Genomic DNA, 13,824 nt, shown 5'->3' with positions numbered 1-13,824 from the left:
TTCGGGGCGCAAGGCGTCGAGCGCGATGCCGCCCGGCGAGACTACCGAAGTGGCCTCTTCCGCCGTGTCGGAGTCGCCGTCGTCTTGGGCATCCTGTTGCGGCGCGACGGTACCGGGACGGGTCGGGGGCACGACCGGGGGCGGCTCGGTCCGGACATCCAGCCTTCGGCCACTTCCGCCTCCTGCGGACGCGCAGGGATCTCGGGGATCACGATCGTGACGTCCTCGCCCGCCGGGCTTTCGAGGGCGGCGGGCGTTTCCTCGGGAACGTCTACCGGGATCGGTGTGCCGGGACGCGCGGGTGGCACGATGGGGGGCGGGCCGGCATAGATGACGAGGCCTTGCGGCGTCAGAGTGCCTTCGGCAGTCGCGGCGATAAAGCCCCGCGCATCGCGGTCGAAGACGCTACCGGCAGGCGGCGGATCCAACTGCGCGGAGAGACCGCCATCGGGTGCTGCCACGGCCAGCCTCGGCGCGGCGGCCAGCGCGGCCACTCGGGTGGGTTCGGTCTCGGCGGGGATGGGATCGCCCAGCGCCTCGGCGCGCGGCGTCAGCGGTAGGCGAGGGGCGCGCAACCACACGCCTGTCGCGGCATAGATGCGCTCGGCCTCGGCCGGGCTGGCGGTCGTGCCGGGCGTCACGGTTGGAGCCGGGTAGTCGTCGTAGTCGGGCAGCGGCGCCGCGACGGCGGCAAGTTCGGTCGGGCCGTCCTCAGAGGCGCCTGCCGCCTCGGCTTCGGGCCCGGCTTCGGTCACGGTGTCGATCTCGGCGCCGGTATCGCGCAGCAATCCAGCTTGCGGGTCCTGCTCATCGCCGCGCATCCACAGCCCCGCTAGAGCCGCGAGCAGCGCCAGCGCGACGAAGGCGGCGATCAGGGCAAGACGGTTTGACCGGCCGGGCGGAGTGGCACGACGCGCGCCGAACACGGTCATGCGCTCGCGTTCGCTGGCGCGGTCGAACCGGTTGGCGGCGCGTGGGCTACCGGGAGGGGAGGCAGGGCGAACGGGCTCCACCGGCTCAGCCGGGGCCGCGAGTGCCGCCCCGGCGGCAAGTGCCGTGGCCTCCGCATCTTCGGACGCGTCGGCCTCTGCGGGAGGCAGGGCCGGCATCGCGGCGGGCGGCGCGCCCGGCCGCGGCATCGCAGGGGGCATGATCCGGCGCGTGGCCAGAGCCGGGTCGGTCTCGGCATCCGACGCCGCGGGCTCGGCGCCCTGCGGCGGCAGCGACGGAGTGGCGGGCGGCGGCGCGGGGCGCGGGGGCGTGTCGGTCTCCGCGACAGGCTCGGGTGCGTCATCGGTGTCGGGGGCGGGCATCGGCAGGTCCGGCATCACCGGTGCGCCAGCCTGCGGCAACGGCGTGGGGCGACGGGGCGCAGGCGTGTCGAACAACTCCTCATCCGCGTCTTCGGGCATTGCGGGCGCCGTTTGGGTCTCGTCATCCGAATGGGCCGGAATCGGGGCGGCGACGTGCGTATCGGGATCGAGCGGTGCCGCCGGTTCGAGGTCGTCGACAGGGGCGGGTTGTGGCAGTGGCGCGCCTTGCTCCGGCATGACTTCCGCGTCTTCAACCAAGGTCTCGTCGGGCAGCATGTCTTCCGAGGGAACCTGTTCGGGCAGGGCTGCACCGACCGGCTCCGCCTCCCGGTCAGACATCAACTGGTCCTCGGGAGCGGGAGGGGCGGTCTCGACCTCCGGTCGTACCGCGCTTTCGCGCACCGGTGCGTCGTCTCGTGCGATCGGCGCGTCGAGGCCCGAAACCGCGCCGAACACCGGCTCGCCGGGAAACCCGTCGGTCGAGGGAACGGCGGCAAAGCCGACGGGATCGAACGCGTGTTCCCGAGCGAAGCTTTCGGCCTCGTCCAGCGTTTCGCGCGCGACAGCCGCAACATGGGTGCGCCCGTCGCGGATCACATAGTCGATCACCAGTTCGTGCGCCGGATAGGGGGTCGCCCCTTCGAGTGCAGTCGCCACCTCGTCCGCCCCGCGTTCACCCTCGAGCGCGAGGTAGCGAATCTGGTCGTTGGGGATGAGCAGCTTGGTGCGCATTCCCTCGGGCGCCAGATCGCGGGCGCGTTCGCGCAGCCGCGACAGGTCGCCCGCCAGATCGGCGCTGTCGAGCGGCACCTCTCCGACGCGGCTCCAGCCATCCGGGCCGCGGTGCAGAAGTCTAAGGCCCTCGAGCGAGAGCGACAGGGCGAAGTTGGGTATCATGCGGCAGGCCTTAGCATCACGGGCGGGGTCCGGGAACAGACGCGCCAGTCAGGCGGCATTTTGCAGGCAGCTTTCCGCGCGCGCAAGCCGCTGCCCCATGGTTGTGATCGCCTCTCCCTTGCGTCCTGCCTCGGCGAGGCGTTCGATGCGCGCCAACGCAGGAGGATCTGATGAAACACGCCCGCCTCACCGTCCTTGCCCTCGCCATCGGCCTCGCCGCTCCGGCGCTGGCCCAATCGCCGCAATCGACCATTGCCGTGCCCCGCAGCATCGTCGTCACCGGCGAAGGACATGTGCGCGCCGCACCCGAGATGGCCCGCATCCGCCTCGGGGTGAGCGAGACCGCCGAAACCGCCCGGGCGGCGCTCGACGCGATGAACGCGGCGATGGCGCATGTGCTCGAACGCCTGACGCAGACGGGCATCGCGCCGCAAAACGTCCAGACTGGCCAGCTCAGCCTTGACAGGGACTATTCCCGGATGCGCGACGGGCAGTCCGAGCCCGTCGGTTTCGTGGCAACCACGATGGTCGAGTTGCGCGTGACCGATCTCGATGAGCTGGGCGCCGTGCTCGACGCGGCGGTGGGCGAGGGGGCGAACCGGCTCGAAGGGATCGAGTTCGCCCTTGCCGATCAGGCGGCCGCCCATGACGAGGCCCGCCGTGCCGCCGTGGCCGACGCCATGTCTCGCGCAGCACTCTATGCCGAAGCCGCCGGGGTGGAACTGGGCGAGATCCTGACGCTGTCGGAAACCGGAGTGAATCTCGGGCCGCAGCCGTTGATGCAGATGCGCATGGCCGCCGATTCGGGCGTGCCGATCGCACAGGGCGAGGTCGAGGTCTCCGCCGGGGTCAGCCTCGTCTACGCGATCGAGTGAGCCGCTCACCCCCGGCCCGGCAGGTCGGCGCTGGCGAAGTTCGCCGTGTCGCCGCCCTCGGGCTTGGGGATCACGCTGAAGGAGCCGTCGCTTTCGAGCACCACGGCTGCGATCTCATCGGGGGCCGCGCTGCCGTTGTTGCGGATCACTGAAAGCAGTTCCTCCTCGGTGACCCGCTCGCGGCGCAGGGCGTCGTGCAGGAACTCGCCCTTGTGCATCACCAGCCGCGGCTCGGACCGGACAGTACGGGCAAAGCGCGGCCACATCACCGATCCCGTCGTCACGAGATATTGCAGCCCGATCAGCAGGGCAAAAGCAGTGAAGCCTTCGGCCAGCGCCACGCTCTTCGATAGCAGGATCGTCGCCAGAGTCGAGCCGATCGCCACAGTGACCACGAGGTCGAAGGCGTTGAGCTTGGCCAGCGTCCGCTTGCCCGAGATCCTAAGAAAGGTGACAAGCCCGATATAGGCCAGCGTTCCGACGATCAGGGTCCGCAGCAGGCCACTCCAGCCTTGAAACAGCATGTCTTGGGTCATCACGGGCTCCCTCGATGTCGTGGTGTCACCTCATCCAGAACCCGCGGGCGCGCAGGATGGTTCGGATTTCCTTTTCCTTGGCAGGAAGGGCGGCGCGGTCGAACAGCGCGCGGACCTTGGCGCCGCGACCTTGATAGACCATCCGCCGGATCGGCTCGTAGCGTTTCAGCAGCTTCTTGAGCCGGTTCGGCGCGGCGACCTGTTCCAGTGCCTCGACTACCCGGTCCCCCTCGCGTGCATAGAGCAGCGGGAAGGTGCGGTAATGGCAGGTGATCGCACCGTCGAGCCCATCGAAAGCGGGGCCCGGACGGCCGCCGCCAAGACTGTGGATGACCAGCGGCAACGCCACCTGATCGAGCCATGGGTCTAAGGGCTGCAGCGCCACTTCGGACGGCGGGTCGTCGCGGATCGCCACGGCGTATTCCATGAAACGCGTGCCGAAGGCCTGCGCGTCCGGACCGCAGAACCAACCCGCATTGAAATAGAGATAGCGCTTCCAGAACTCGTCGGGCCATGACAGGTCGAGCGAGCTTTCGAACTCGAGCCCGAAGCGGTCGTAGAGCGCACGCCAACACGCGGTATAGCCGGGCCAGTACAGCTCCGCGACCGGCCATGTCCCCTCGCGCCGCATCGAAGCAGCGGGGGGCGAAGTATCGATCGGCAGCGCGCCGATCTCGCTGAGTACCAGCGTATCGCTGTCGAGAAACAGGAACGGCGCGGCGGGCAGGGCGATGAGCGCCTCGATCTTGTTGCCCTGCGGATAGGCGGCGCCGAAGTGGCGGCTTTCGAAGGGCAGGATTTCCGCGCCCATCTCCTTGAGCATGGCGCGTCCTTCGGCGCTCATCCTCGGATCCTCTGGCCAGAGCGGTCCGGGCTGTGGCTCGGCCACGAAGAGGCGTCCGGCGAATCCCGGGGCGTGGGCGCGCAGCGAGGCTGCGAGCAGGAGCGCCTCGGCCTCGATCCGGCCCGACTGGCCGATGATGACGATGTTGAATGGCCGCATCCATGCCCCCCGGGCCGCCCGATCCGAACGACCCTAGGCAGGCTCCCGGAGGCGGTCAAACCACCAACGCGGAAAAGGGGGGGAGTGGTGGGCGACTGCGAATCGAACCAGGCGTGGGTCTCCCCGGCGGAGTTACAGTCCGCTGCCGCACCTTGCAGCTCGTCGCCCGCAGCCGGGCCTCGACCCGGTGCGAGAGCGGGAATAGGCGCTGGGCTTGAGGGCGTCAACCTCAAAATCCGGCTTCCGCGACGGCGCGGCACGCGCGGCGCTTCGGCTGGACTTCGCAGACGCGAACGCGCAAGCAGGCGGGGCCTGAGCCAAGCGGAGAGCGTCATGAAAAAGCCGAAATGGGTGATCGAGAAGGAACAGTCCAAGCGCGCCTCGGCCGCCGAGACGGTCTGGCTCTTCGGCCTGCACGCGGTCCGCGACGCCCTTTTGAACCCGCGCCGCGAACGGCTGCGCCTCGTGGTGACGCTGAACGCGCAATCCAAGCTCGAGGACGCCATCGCGGCAAGCGGCATGGAGCCCGAGATCTCGGACCCGCGCAAGTTCGCCGCCCCCATCGACCCCGACTCGGTGCATCAGGGGGCGGCGCTGGAAGTGAAGCCGCTCGACTGGGGCTCGCTCGACGACGTGGCGCTGGGCGGCGACCGCGGCGACAAGGCCGGTCCGGCGCGGCTGCTGCTGCTTGATCGGGTGACTGATCCGCACAATGTCGGCGCGATCCTGCGCTCTTCGGAGGTGTTCGGCGCCCTTGCGGTGATCGGGGTGCAGAGGCATTCCGCGCCGGAAACCGGGGCGCTGGCCAAGACCGCGTCCGGCGCGCTGGAACGGCAACCCTACCTGCGGGTGCGCAACCTCGCCGACACCATGGGCCGTCTCAAGGAGATGGGTTATCTCGTGCTGGGTCTGGCAGGCGAGGCCGAAACCTCGATCGAGGACGCGCTCGAAGGCAAGCGCGACCGGCCCGTGGCGCTGGTGCTCGGAGCGGAAGGGCCGGGGCTGCGGGAACGGACGCGCGAGACCTGCGACGCGTTGGTGCGGATCGATGCCGCCGGCGGCTTCGGCTCGCTCAATGTCTCGAACGCCGCGGCCGTGGCGCTTTATGCGGCGCGGGGACAGTTGCGCAGCTGAGACACGACAGTTGACGCGTGCTTCACAACTCTGGGAGTGCAGCTTCTTCGGGAACCAAATCGAGGTAAGATCGTTTCATAGATGCGCGTATCTGGAACATATGCGTTTCATTTCACTGTCCCTCGTTCCACACCTTGAAGCCCGGGCCATGCCCGGGCTTTTTTTTATTGGTTTATGCCTTGGGCGGGGAGGCAAGGCGCCCAGAACCGAGCGCTTCGATTTCCTGCGCCATCTGTTCCGCCAGCCCGATCAGTGCCGCATCCCCGAGGCCGCGATGCGCCTCGATCCGCAAGGCGGTCATGTTTGACTGGTAGCGCTGGGCCAGCAAAGCGGTATCGGCTTGGTCGGGCAGTTCTCCATCAGCCCGCGCCTGCCGGAACGCCGCCTCGATCTCGTCGCGGATCGCGTCGAGATATGAGCGCGCCCGGGCACCAAGTTCGGCTTCGCCAGCCGTGGCGTCGAGCATCGTGCGCACCAGCATGCAGGCGCTGCGACCGGGATCATGCGCCTCGCGTCGCGCCACGCCTCGCAGATGCTCGGCCAAGCCTTTGAGCACAGGGCCGGAGCCGTCGCGCAGCGTCCTGAGTTCATCCCGGGTCCGCAGGAAATAACGTTCGAGCACCGACAGGTAGAGCGCGTGCTTGCTGTCGAAGGCGGCATAGATGCTGCCGGGCTTCATCCGCAGCGCCACTTCGAGATCCTTCAGCGAGGTCGCGTGATAGCCCTTGCGCCAGAACAGGCTCAGCGCGGCGTCCAACGCCACATTGCGGTCATAGGGTCGGGCTCGTGTCATACAGCGAAAGATAGGGGAGGGCGGGGCGAATGTCCCGTCCTTCCCGCAAAAGCGAATGCTCAAAATTGAGTGATCGCTCAAATCAAGCATTGAGTGATCACTCAAATCAGCTATCTGTTGCGGTATCCTGGGCCCAGACGCCCCCCGACCCTACGGAGTTTTCCATGACGACCTTCACCCTGCACGACGAAACCACCGCCCCCGAAGAGAGCAAGCCGCTGCTCGCCAAGTCGCGCGCCGCCTTCGGCATGGTTCCCGGCCTGCACGCCGTCATGGCCGAGGCCCCCGGTCTGCTCGACGCCTACCAGCGCGTGCACGAGCTTTTCATGAATTCGAGCTTCGACAAGGATGAGCTTACCGTCGTGTGGCAGACCGTGAACGTCGAGAATGCCTGCCATTACTGCGTCCCGGCCCATACCGGCATCGCCAAGAGCATGGGCGTGGACGACGCGATCACCGATGCCCTGCGCGATGGCACGCCGCTGCCCAACGCCCGACTCGAAGCGCTGCGTGACTTCACGCTGAAGCTGGTGCGAGGTCACGGCAACGTGGATGACGCCTCAGTGCAGGCCTTCCTCGACGCGGGCTTCACCAAACGCCAGATCCTCGAAGTGATCCTCGGCTACAGCCAGAAGATCATGTCGAATTACACCAACCACCTCGCCGACACGCCGGTGGACAAGCCGTTCCAGAAGTTCGCATGGAGCCCTGCCGACAAGGCCGCCTGAACCGACGACGCTTGATAGGCCCCGCCGTCGTGGCACGGCGGCGGGGCCATGACGATCAGCGCGGCCGTGCCGCCTTTTCGTCCAGTCCCGAGCGGCCCTCGCGCCGGGCCAGTTCGGCCTCGATGTCGTCGAGCGTCACGTCGCGCGCGGCGCACATCACCAGCAGGTGATAGAGCGCGTCGGCGGCCTCGGAAGCGAGCTTTTGACGGTCGCCCTTCACCGCCTCGATGATCGCCTCGACCGCCTCCTCGCCGAATTTCTCGGCGCATTTCTCGGGGCCTTTGGCCAAAAGCTTGGCGGTCCAGCTGGTCTCGGGGTCGGCGCCGCGGCGGGCGAGAATCGTGGCGGCGAGATCATGCAGGCTCATGCCATCCTCATCGGAATGCCGGCGGCCTGCATATGCGCCTTGGCCTCGGCGATGGTGTAGGTGCCGAAATGGAAGATCGAAGCCGCCAGCACCGCGCTGGCGCCGCCCTCGGTCACACCTTCGACGAGGTGGTCGAGCGTGCCGACGCCTCCACTCGCGATCACCGGGATGTCCACCGCGTCCGAGATGGCGCGGGTGAGCGGCAGGTTGAACCCCGCCCGCGTGCCATCGCGATCCATCGATGTGAGCAGGATCTCCCCCGCGCCGCGCCGCTCCATATCGGTGGCGAATTCGACCGCGTCGATGCCGGTGGGCTTGCGGCCGCCATGGGTGAAGATCTCCCAACGGCCCGGCTCCACGGTCTTGGCGTCGATCGCCACGACGATGCATTGCGCGCCGAAGCGTTGCGCGGCCTCGGTGACGACCGTGCGGTCGGCGACGGCCGCCGAGTTGAAGCTCACCTTGTCGGCCCCCGCGAGCAGGAGCGCGCGCACGTCGTGATGGCTGCGCACGCCGCCCCCCACGGTGAGCGGGATGTAGCAGCTTTCTGCGGTGCGCCGGACGAGGTCGAACATCGTACCGCGATTTTCATGCGTGGCGTGGATGTCGAGAAAGCACAGCTCGTCGGCACCGGCCGCGTCATAGGCGCGCGCGGCGTCCACCGGGTCGCCCGCGTCGCGCAGGTCCACGAAATTGACCCCCTTCACCACGCGGCCGTCGGCCACGTCGAGACAGGGAATGATGCGGGTCTTGAGCATATGCGGCCCTCCTGCGGTCGCGGCCCTTCTAGCGCCCTCGGCGCGGCGGGGCCAGTGCCGGAACGGAAGCCCGCGCTTCTCGTTGGTCGGCAGGACAATGGGAGCATTTCACATGAAACGCACGATTTTCGCCGGCCTCGCCGCCGCCACCCTCGCTGCCCCGGCCGTGGCCGAAACCGAAACCATGCAGGCCACTGGCAGCGTGGCCGAGGTAATGGACCGTCTCGAGGCGGCGGTGACGGAAGCGGGGGCCACCGTCTTCGCGCGCGTCGATCACGGTGCCGGGGCCGAACAGGCGGGCATGACGCTGGCCGATAGCCAGTTGTTGATCTTCGGCAACCCGCAACTCGGCACGCCGGTGATGCAGGAGGACCCGCTGGCGGGGCTCTACCTGCCGCTCAAGATCCTCGCCTATAATGACGGATCGGGGCAGGTTTTCGTGGCTTACGAGGAGCCGGAGGAGACCTTCGACGATCTGAAGGTCGATGACGATCTGGAGGCCATCGAGAAAATGGAGGACGCGCTGGAGAAGTTCGCCAAGGCCGCGGCCGGGGCATAGTTCCGGCGCGGCGCGCTCCCGGCCGCGCGGGCGCCATGAATATTTGAAGAGTGAAGCGGAGGGGGCGCCGCGCGCATGATCGCGTGGCGCTCCTTCGCATCAATCGTTCAGGAGCGTCAGCGCCTCGGCAAGGTCGATCGCGCCGTCATAGAGCGCGCGGCCCGAGATCGCGCCGGCGATCACGCCGGTCGCCTTCAGTGCCCTCAGGTCATCGAGCGACGACACGCCGCCCGAGGCGATCACCGGGATCGACACGGCGCGCGCCAGCGCCTCGGTCGCCGCGACGTTCGGGCCCGCCATCGCGCCGTCTCGGGCGATGTCGGTGTAGATGATCGCGGCCACGCCAGCATCCTCGAAGCTCTTGGCGAGGTCGGTGACCATCACGTCGGTCTCCTCGGCCCAGCCGCGCGTCGCCACGCGCCCCTCGCGCGCATCGAGGCCGACCGCGACCTTGCCCGGAAAGGCTTTTGCAGCCTCGCGCACGAGATCGGGGTTCTCCACCGCCACGGTGCCGAGAATCACGCGGGCGAGACCCTTGTCGATCCATGCCTCGATGGTCGCCATGTCGCGGATGCCACCGCCGAGCTGGGCTGGCACGCCGGGGCAGGCCGTAAGGATCGCCTCGACCGCGGCGCCATTGACCGGCGCGCCCGCGAAGGCGCCGTTCAGGTCGACGAGGTGCAGCCATTCGGTCCCGGCCTCGACGAAGGCGCGGGCTTGCGCCGCCGGATCGTCGTTGAACACGGTTGCTTGTCCATCTCACCGCGCAGCAGGCGCACGGCTTGGCCGTCCTTGAGGTCGATGGCGGGGTAGAGGATCATCGCGCTGTCTCCGGCAGGGTGTTGCGCGCGCCTCGTGGCACGCAAGCGCGCAGGATGCAACGCCACGTCAGCCTTGCCATCTCGGCTGACCTTCGCGTCAGCTTTGTCGCATGATTGAGGAGGAGACGATCATGAAGAGACTGGCGCTCGCGGTTTGCGCGCTGATCGGCATGGCGGGAGCGGCCGCGGCCGACCCGTTGGAAGGCATCTGGCGCACCGCGCCGGACGACAACGGCAATAGCGGCCTCGTGCAGGTTGTCCCGTGCGGCGCGCAGCTTTGCGGCCAACTGGTCAAGGCCTTCGGCCCGGGTGGTGCCGAGATCGCCTCGCCCAATTTGGGGCGCAACATCATCTCCGAAACCGTGGCCAAGGGCGGCGGCGAATATCGAGGCCGGCTCTTCGCCCCCGACAACGGCAAGACCTATAATTCCAAGCTGATGCTCGCGGGCGACCGCCTGTCGGTCTCGGGCTGTGTGCTGGGCTTCTGCCGCGAGGGCGGCGTCTGGCAGAAGGTGCAGTAGCGCCGGAACAGCGCGAGGGGCGTGCAGGTTCTGTCCGGAATGACCGGGGCCGAAAGATCATGACCCCAACGATCAGGAAAGGATATCTCATGCCCCTCGTGACCACCAAGGACCAGACCCAGCTTTACGTGAAGGACTGGGGCGAAGGCCGTCCCGTGGTGCTGATCCACGGCTGGCCGCTCAACTCCGACAGCTGGGAGTATCAGGCCGTGCGGCTGGCCGAGAGCGGCCACCGCGTCGTGGCCTATGACCGTCGCGGCTTTGGCCGGTCGGGCCAGCCTTTGCGGGTTACGACTACGACACGATGGCAGACGATCTCGACACGGTGATGCGCGAACTGGACCTAAAGGACGCCGCCATCATCGGCTTCTCGATGGGGGGCGGCGAGGTCGCCCGTTACATGTCGCGCCATGATGGGCGCAATGTCCGTGCCGCCGGACTGATCTCATCGGTGGCGCCGGGAATGCTCAAATCCGACAAGAACCCCAATGGCGTCACGGCGGACGTGTTCGAGGGCATCAAGGAGGGCCTGCGCAAGGACCGGCCCCAGTTCCTGAAGGACTTCTTCAAGACCTTCTACGGTCAGGGCATGGTGCATGGCGTGAGCGAGGGCGTGCTGCACTGGTCGCTGATGATGGCGATGCAGGCCAGCCCCAAGGCCACGCTCGATTGCGTCGATGCCTTCGGCAAGACCGACTTCACCGGCGACATGTCGGCTTTCAAGGTGCCGACGCTGGTGGTGCATGGCGCCAAGGACGAGACGGTGCCGATCGACCCCTCGGGCCGCCGCGCGGCGAAGCTCATGGGCTCGAACGCGACGCTCAAGGAATATGCCGACGCGCCGCACGGCCTCACCGTGACCCATGCCGACAAGCTCTACGAGGATCTCGCGGCATTCCTTAAATAAGCGTTTTCGTGAAACGAAAGGCCCGCGTCAGGCGCGGGCCTTTTGGCATCAGGGTGCCCAAGTCAGGAAATTGGCAATGAGCCGCAGCCCCGCGGCCTGGCTCTTCTCAGGGTGGAACTGCGCGCCGACCACGTTGCCGCGCCCAACCACCGCCGTCACCGCTCCGCCGTAATCGACATGCGCGAGCAGCGTGTCCGGGTCGCTGGGCCGGAACTGCCAGCTATGCACGAAATAGGCGTGATCGCCGGTCGAAAGACCCTCCAGCACCGGGTGGGAGCGGTCGATCACCAGATCGTTCCAACCCATATGCGGCACCTTCATCTTCGGATCGGCAGGGTCGATCTTCACGATCTCTCCCGGAATCCAGCCCAAGCCCTCGGTGCGCTCGTATTCATGGCCCACTTCGGCCAGAAGCTGCATGCCGACGCAGATCCCGAGGAAAGGCCGGCCCTTGACCTCGACCGCTTCGACCAGCGCCTCGCGCAGGCCGGGCTGCACCGAAAGCGCATTCCGGCAATGCGGAAAGGCGCCGTCGCCTGGCAGCACGATCCGGTCGGCACGGGCCACGTCCTCGGGGCGCGAGGTGACGATCACCTCGCCCGCATCGCCCTCGCGCGCCATGCGCTCGAAAGCCTTCTGCGCCGAGTGCAGGTTGCCGCTCTCGTAGTCGATCAGCGCTGTGAGGCTCATAGCGCCCCCTTGGTCGAGGGGATCGCGTCCGAGCGGCGCGGATCGGGCTCCACCGCCTCGCGCAGGGCGCGGGCAACGGATTTGAAGGCGGCCTCGGCGACGTGATGCGCATTGTGGCCGTGCAGGCAATCGACATGCAGCGTGATGCCCCCATGGGTGGCGAGCGCCTGAAAGAACTCCTGCACAAGGTCGGTATCGAAGCTGCCGATCTTGCCCGACCGGAAGCCGAGGTTGCAGATCAGGAAGGGTCGTGCCGAGAGGTCGAGCGCGCAGCGCACCTGCGCGTCATCCATTGCGAGGTGGCAAGAGCCGTAGCGGCGAATGCCGGTCTTGTCGCCCAGCGCCTGTTTCAGCGCTTGTCCCAGCGCGATGCCGGTGTCCTCGACGGTGTGGTGATCGTCGATATGCAGGTCGCCCTTGGCGCGCACCCGCATGTCGATCAGCGCGTGGCGCGACAGCTGGTCGAGCATGTGGTCGAAGAAGCCGATGCCGGTCTGGTTGTCATAGGCCCCGGTGCCGTCGAGATCGATCTCGACCTCGATCGACGTCTCGGCGGTGGTGCGGGTGATCTTGGCGGTCCGCATGGCATCCCTCAGCTGGTTTCGACGCACCTATAGGCGGCAAGCCAGCCGGGGCCAAGACCACGAACGACAATGTGGGGAAGGCCGAAACTGGAGCGGGTGAAGAGATTCGAACTCTCGACCCTTACCTTGGCAAGGTAATGCTCTACCCCTGAGCTACACCCGCATCCGTTTCGTGGGGCGGATTTAGCCAAGCCCATGGGCCGGTGCAAGGGGGCAAAGCGGAAAATTCTTCCGACCTCGCGGAAGCCCGGCACAGTCTGCCGAACGCGGAAAAGCCGCGCTTGCGGCGCGGCTGTCGGCTGATCCTGAAGGGGATCGAAACTGGAGCGGGTGAAGAGATTCGAACTCTCGACCCTTACCTTGGCAAGGTAATGCTCTACCCCTGAGCTACACCCGCTTCCGTTTCGTGTGGCGGATGTAGCCAAGGCAGCGGGGGGCCGCAAGCGGAAAATCGACGCCCCGCGCGGATTTCTCCGGCGGGGCGGGGTGGGGAGGTCCGGGGCTGGCGTCAGTGCTGGTGCATCACGCCCGCGCGTTCGCCTTGGGTGGCGAGAACCTTGTCCGCCGCCATGCGGATCCGCATGCGCCGCTTCTGCCGCCACAGGTTCAGGGCCTCGACCCCACCTGCGAAGACCATCGCCGCATAGATGAAGCCGCGTTCGATATGAAAGCCCAGACCTTCGGCCCCGAGCGACATGCCGACCATCACGAGGAAGGCGAGCGCCAGCATCTTGGTCGAGGGGTGATGCTCGACGAAATTGGCGATAGGGGTGGCCGCGACCATCATCAGCAGGATCGCGATGGTGATGGCGGCGATCATCACCTCGATATGGTCGGCGATGCCCACGGCGGTGATGACGCTGTCGAGCGAGAAGACCAGATCGAGAACGATAATCTGGGTGATCACGCCGAAGAAGGTGACCTTGGCGGAGGTGTCGCTGCGTGGTGACTGTCGCCCTCGACCTCGGCGAAGATCTCGGTCGCCGCCTTGTAGATCAGGAACGCTCCACCCACGAGCAGGATCACGTCGCGCCACGACAGCGGATGGCCGAGAATCGTGGTGAAGGGCTCGGAAAGCGAAACGATCCAGGCGATCGAGAACAGCAGCCCGATCCGCAGCACCAGCGCCCCGGCAAGACCGAGGACACGCGCGCGGCGGCGCTGCGCCTCGGGTAGGCGGGCGGCGGCGATCGAGATGAAGATGACGTTGTCCACGCCCAGCACAATCTCGAGGATGGTGAGCGTCAGGAACGACGCCCAGACGGCGGGGTCGGAGAAAAGCTCTAGGAAGGGCATGGAAAGGGTCCGTTGCGGCCAGTGCGACACGCCCGGTCGAAA

General features: G+C 67.3%; 15 protein-coding genes, 3 tRNA genes and 2 pseudogenes. 6 read left to right on the top strand and 14 right to left on the bottom strand.

Features of this window, described 5'->3' with window-relative positions:
- Positions 1 to 41 precede the first annotated feature (41 nt).
- The gene (locus tag MBELCI_RS00695; RefSeq protein ID WP_021692199.1) at positions 42 to 2,210 is read right to left on the bottom strand and encodes a hypothetical protein; all 2,169 of its coding nucleotides are present in this window, start codon (positions 2,208 to 2,210) and stop codon (positions 42 to 44) included.
- Positions 2,211 to 2,380: 170 nt separating this feature from the next.
- On the opposite strand from MBELCI_RS00695, the gene MBELCI_RS00690 reads away from it, so the two are divergent.
- The gene (locus MBELCI_RS00690; protein ID WP_021692198.1) at positions 2,381 to 3,085 is read left to right on the top strand and encodes an SIMPL domain-containing protein; all 705 of its coding nucleotides are present in this window, start codon (positions 2,381 to 2,383) and stop codon (positions 3,083 to 3,085) included.
- Between the two features lie 5 nt (positions 3,086 to 3,090).
- Here MBELCI_RS00690 and MBELCI_RS00685 read toward each other — a convergent pair whose 3' ends face one another.
- From MBELCI_RS00685 to MBELCI_RS20890, 3 genes are all read right to left on the bottom strand, one after another.
- Positions 3,091 to 3,621, bottom strand: coding sequence for a DUF421 domain-containing protein (locus tag MBELCI_RS00685; RefSeq protein ID WP_045319515.1), 531 nt, complete (start codon positions 3,619 to 3,621; stop codon positions 3,091 to 3,093).
- A gap of 25 nt (positions 3,622 to 3,646) precedes the next feature.
- A complete protein-coding gene (locus MBELCI_RS00680; RefSeq protein ID WP_021692196.1) occupies positions 3,647 to 4,624 on the bottom strand; it encodes a GT-B fold glycosyltransferase domain-containing protein in 978 nt (325 codons plus the stop codon).
- 85 nt (positions 4,625 to 4,709) lie between these two features.
- A tRNA-Tyr gene (locus MBELCI_RS20890) sits at positions 4,710 to 4,792 on the bottom strand.
- Positions 4,793 to 4,957: 165 nt separating this feature from the next.
- Here MBELCI_RS20890 and rlmB point away from each other — a divergent pair.
- A complete protein-coding gene (gene rlmB / locus MBELCI_RS00675; protein WP_021692195.1) occupies positions 4,958 to 5,758 on the top strand; it encodes a 23S rRNA (guanosine(2251)-2'-O)-methyltransferase RlmB in 801 nt (266 codons plus the stop codon).
- 172 nt (positions 5,759 to 5,930) lie between these two features.
- On the opposite strand, the gene MBELCI_RS00670 is transcribed toward rlmB, so the two are convergent.
- Positions 5,931 to 6,521 carry a TetR/AcrR family transcriptional regulator gene (locus MBELCI_RS00670; RefSeq protein ID WP_021692194.1) on the bottom strand — a complete coding sequence of 197 codons (591 nt, stop codon included), beginning with the start codon at positions 6,519 to 6,521 and terminating at the stop codon, positions 5,931 to 5,933.
- A gap of 194 nt (positions 6,522 to 6,715) precedes the next feature.
- Here MBELCI_RS00670 and MBELCI_RS00665 point away from each other — a divergent pair, with 194 nt between their 5' ends.
- Positions 6,716 to 7,279: a carboxymuconolactone decarboxylase family protein gene (locus MBELCI_RS00665; RefSeq protein ID WP_021692193.1), complete on the top strand. Its 564-nt coding sequence runs from the start codon at positions 6,716 to 6,718 to the stop codon at positions 7,277 to 7,279.
- A gap of 55 nt (positions 7,280 to 7,334) precedes the next feature.
- Here MBELCI_RS00665 and MBELCI_RS00660 read toward each other — a convergent pair whose 3' ends face one another.
- Positions 7,335 to 7,646, bottom strand: coding sequence for a phosphoribosyl-ATP diphosphatase (locus MBELCI_RS00660; protein ID WP_021692192.1), 312 nt, complete (start codon positions 7,644 to 7,646; stop codon positions 7,335 to 7,337).
- Positions 7,643 to 8,404, bottom strand: a complete 762-nt coding sequence (gene hisF, locus MBELCI_RS00655; protein ID WP_021692191.1) for an imidazole glycerol phosphate synthase subunit HisF — start codon at positions 8,402 to 8,404, stop codon at positions 7,643 to 7,645. Before hisF ends, MBELCI_RS00660 begins: the two co-directional genes overlap by 4 nt.
- A 112-nt stretch (positions 8,405 to 8,516) precedes the next feature.
- Here hisF and MBELCI_RS00650 point away from each other — a divergent pair, with 112 nt between their 5' ends.
- Complete coding sequence (locus tag MBELCI_RS00650) at positions 8,517 to 8,963, top strand: DUF302 domain-containing protein (RefSeq protein WP_021692190.1); 447 nt, start codon at positions 8,517 to 8,519, stop codon at positions 8,961 to 8,963.
- A 99-nt stretch (positions 8,964 to 9,062) separates the two neighbouring features.
- Here the strand turns inward: MBELCI_RS00650 and hisA are convergent.
- A pseudogene (gene hisA, locus MBELCI_RS00645) lies at positions 9,063 to 9,784 on the bottom strand (1-(5-phosphoribosyl)-5-[(5-phosphoribosylamino)methylideneamino]imidazole-4-carboxamide isomerase).
- A gap of 131 nt (positions 9,785 to 9,915) precedes the next feature.
- Here hisA and MBELCI_RS00640 point away from each other — a divergent pair.
- Positions 9,916 to 10,305: a DUF2147 domain-containing protein gene (locus MBELCI_RS00640; RefSeq protein WP_045319513.1), complete on the top strand. Its 390-nt coding sequence runs from the start codon at positions 9,916 to 9,918 to the stop codon at positions 10,303 to 10,305.
- A 59-nt stretch (positions 10,306 to 10,364) separates the two neighbouring features.
- Positions 10,365 to 11,212, top strand: a pseudogene (locus tag MBELCI_RS00635) (alpha/beta fold hydrolase).
- Between the two features lie 48 nt (positions 11,213 to 11,260).
- On the opposite strand, the gene hisH reads toward MBELCI_RS00635, so the two are convergent.
- The 6 genes from hisH to MBELCI_RS22210 form a co-directional block, all read right to left on the bottom strand.
- Positions 11,261 to 11,902, bottom strand: coding sequence for an imidazole glycerol phosphate synthase subunit HisH (gene hisH / locus MBELCI_RS00630; RefSeq protein ID WP_021692185.1), 642 nt, complete (start codon positions 11,900 to 11,902; stop codon positions 11,261 to 11,263).
- Positions 11,899 to 12,486, bottom strand: coding sequence for an imidazoleglycerol-phosphate dehydratase HisB (gene hisB, locus MBELCI_RS00625; RefSeq protein ID WP_021692184.1), 588 nt, complete (start codon positions 12,484 to 12,486; stop codon positions 11,899 to 11,901). Before hisB ends, hisH begins: the two co-directional genes overlap by 4 nt.
- 88 nt (positions 12,487 to 12,574) lie before the next feature.
- A tRNA-Gly gene (locus MBELCI_RS00620) sits at positions 12,575 to 12,649 on the bottom strand.
- A 159-nt stretch (positions 12,650 to 12,808) separates the two neighbouring features.
- A tRNA-Gly gene (locus MBELCI_RS00615) sits at positions 12,809 to 12,883 on the bottom strand.
- 111 nt (positions 12,884 to 12,994) lie between these two features.
- Positions 12,995 to 13,393, bottom strand: a complete 399-nt coding sequence (locus MBELCI_RS22215; RefSeq protein ID WP_268744171.1) for a TerC family protein — start codon at positions 13,391 to 13,393, stop codon at positions 12,995 to 12,997.
- On the bottom strand, positions 13,390 to 13,782 hold the full coding sequence (locus tag MBELCI_RS22210; protein WP_268744170.1) for a TerC family protein: 393 nt from the start codon (positions 13,780 to 13,782) through the stop codon (positions 13,390 to 13,392). The genes MBELCI_RS22215 and MBELCI_RS22210 overlap by 4 nt, the downstream gene beginning before the upstream one ends.
- Between the last annotated feature and the right edge of the window lie 42 nt (positions 13,783 to 13,824).

It is taken from the genome of Limimaricola cinnabarinus LL-001, assembly GCF_000466965.1.
GTDB classification, from domain to species: Bacteria; Pseudomonadota; Alphaproteobacteria; order Rhodobacterales; family Rhodobacteraceae; genus Limimaricola; species Limimaricola cinnabarinus.
This window is presented reverse-complemented; position numbering and strand designations above follow the sequence as displayed.

Bases quoted from the DNA above. Each gene is read 5' to 3' on its own strand.
- MBELCI_RS00695 (WP_021692199.1), bottom strand. From the start codon at position 2,210: ATGATACCCAACTTCGCCCTGTCGCTCTCGCTCGAGGGCCTTAGACTT.
- MBELCI_RS00690 (WP_021692198.1), top strand. From the start codon at position 2,381: ATGAAACACGCCCGCCTCACCGTCCTTGCCCTCGCCATCGGCCTCGCC.
- MBELCI_RS00685 (WP_045319515.1), bottom strand. From the start codon at position 3,621: ATGACCCAAGACATGCTGTTTCAAGGCTGGAGTGGCCTGCTGCGGACC.
- MBELCI_RS00680 (WP_021692196.1), bottom strand. From the start codon at position 4,624: ATGCGGCCATTCAACATCGTCATCATCGGCCAGTCGGGCCGGATCGAG.
- rlmB (WP_021692195.1), top strand. From the start codon at position 4,958: ATGAAAAAGCCGAAATGGGTGATCGAGAAGGAACAGTCCAAGCGCGCC.
- MBELCI_RS00665 (WP_021692193.1), top strand. From the start codon at position 6,716: ATGACGACCTTCACCCTGCACGACGAAACCACCGCCCCCGAAGAGAGC.
- MBELCI_RS00660 (WP_021692192.1), bottom strand. From the start codon at position 7,646: ATGAGCCTGCATGATCTCGCCGCCACGATTCTCGCCCGCCGCGGCGCC.
- hisF (WP_021692191.1), bottom strand. From the start codon at position 8,404: ATGCTCAAGACCCGCATCATTCCCTGTCTCGACGTGGCCGACGGCCGC.
- MBELCI_RS00650 (WP_021692190.1), top strand. From the start codon at position 8,517: ATGAAACGCACGATTTTCGCCGGCCTCGCCGCCGCCACCCTCGCTGCC.
- MBELCI_RS00640 (WP_045319513.1), top strand. From the start codon at position 9,916: ATGAAGAGACTGGCGCTCGCGGTTTGCGCGCTGATCGGCATGGCGGGA.
- hisH (WP_021692185.1), bottom strand. From the start codon at position 11,902: ATGAGCCTCACAGCGCTGATCGACTACGAGAGCGGCAACCTGCACTCG.
- hisB (WP_021692184.1), bottom strand. From the start codon at position 12,486: ATGCGGACCGCCAAGATCACCCGCACCACCGCCGAGACGTCGATCGAG.
- MBELCI_RS22210 (WP_268744170.1), bottom strand. From the start codon at position 13,782: ATGCCCTTCCTAGAGCTTTTCTCCGACCCCGCCGTCTGGGCGTCGTTC.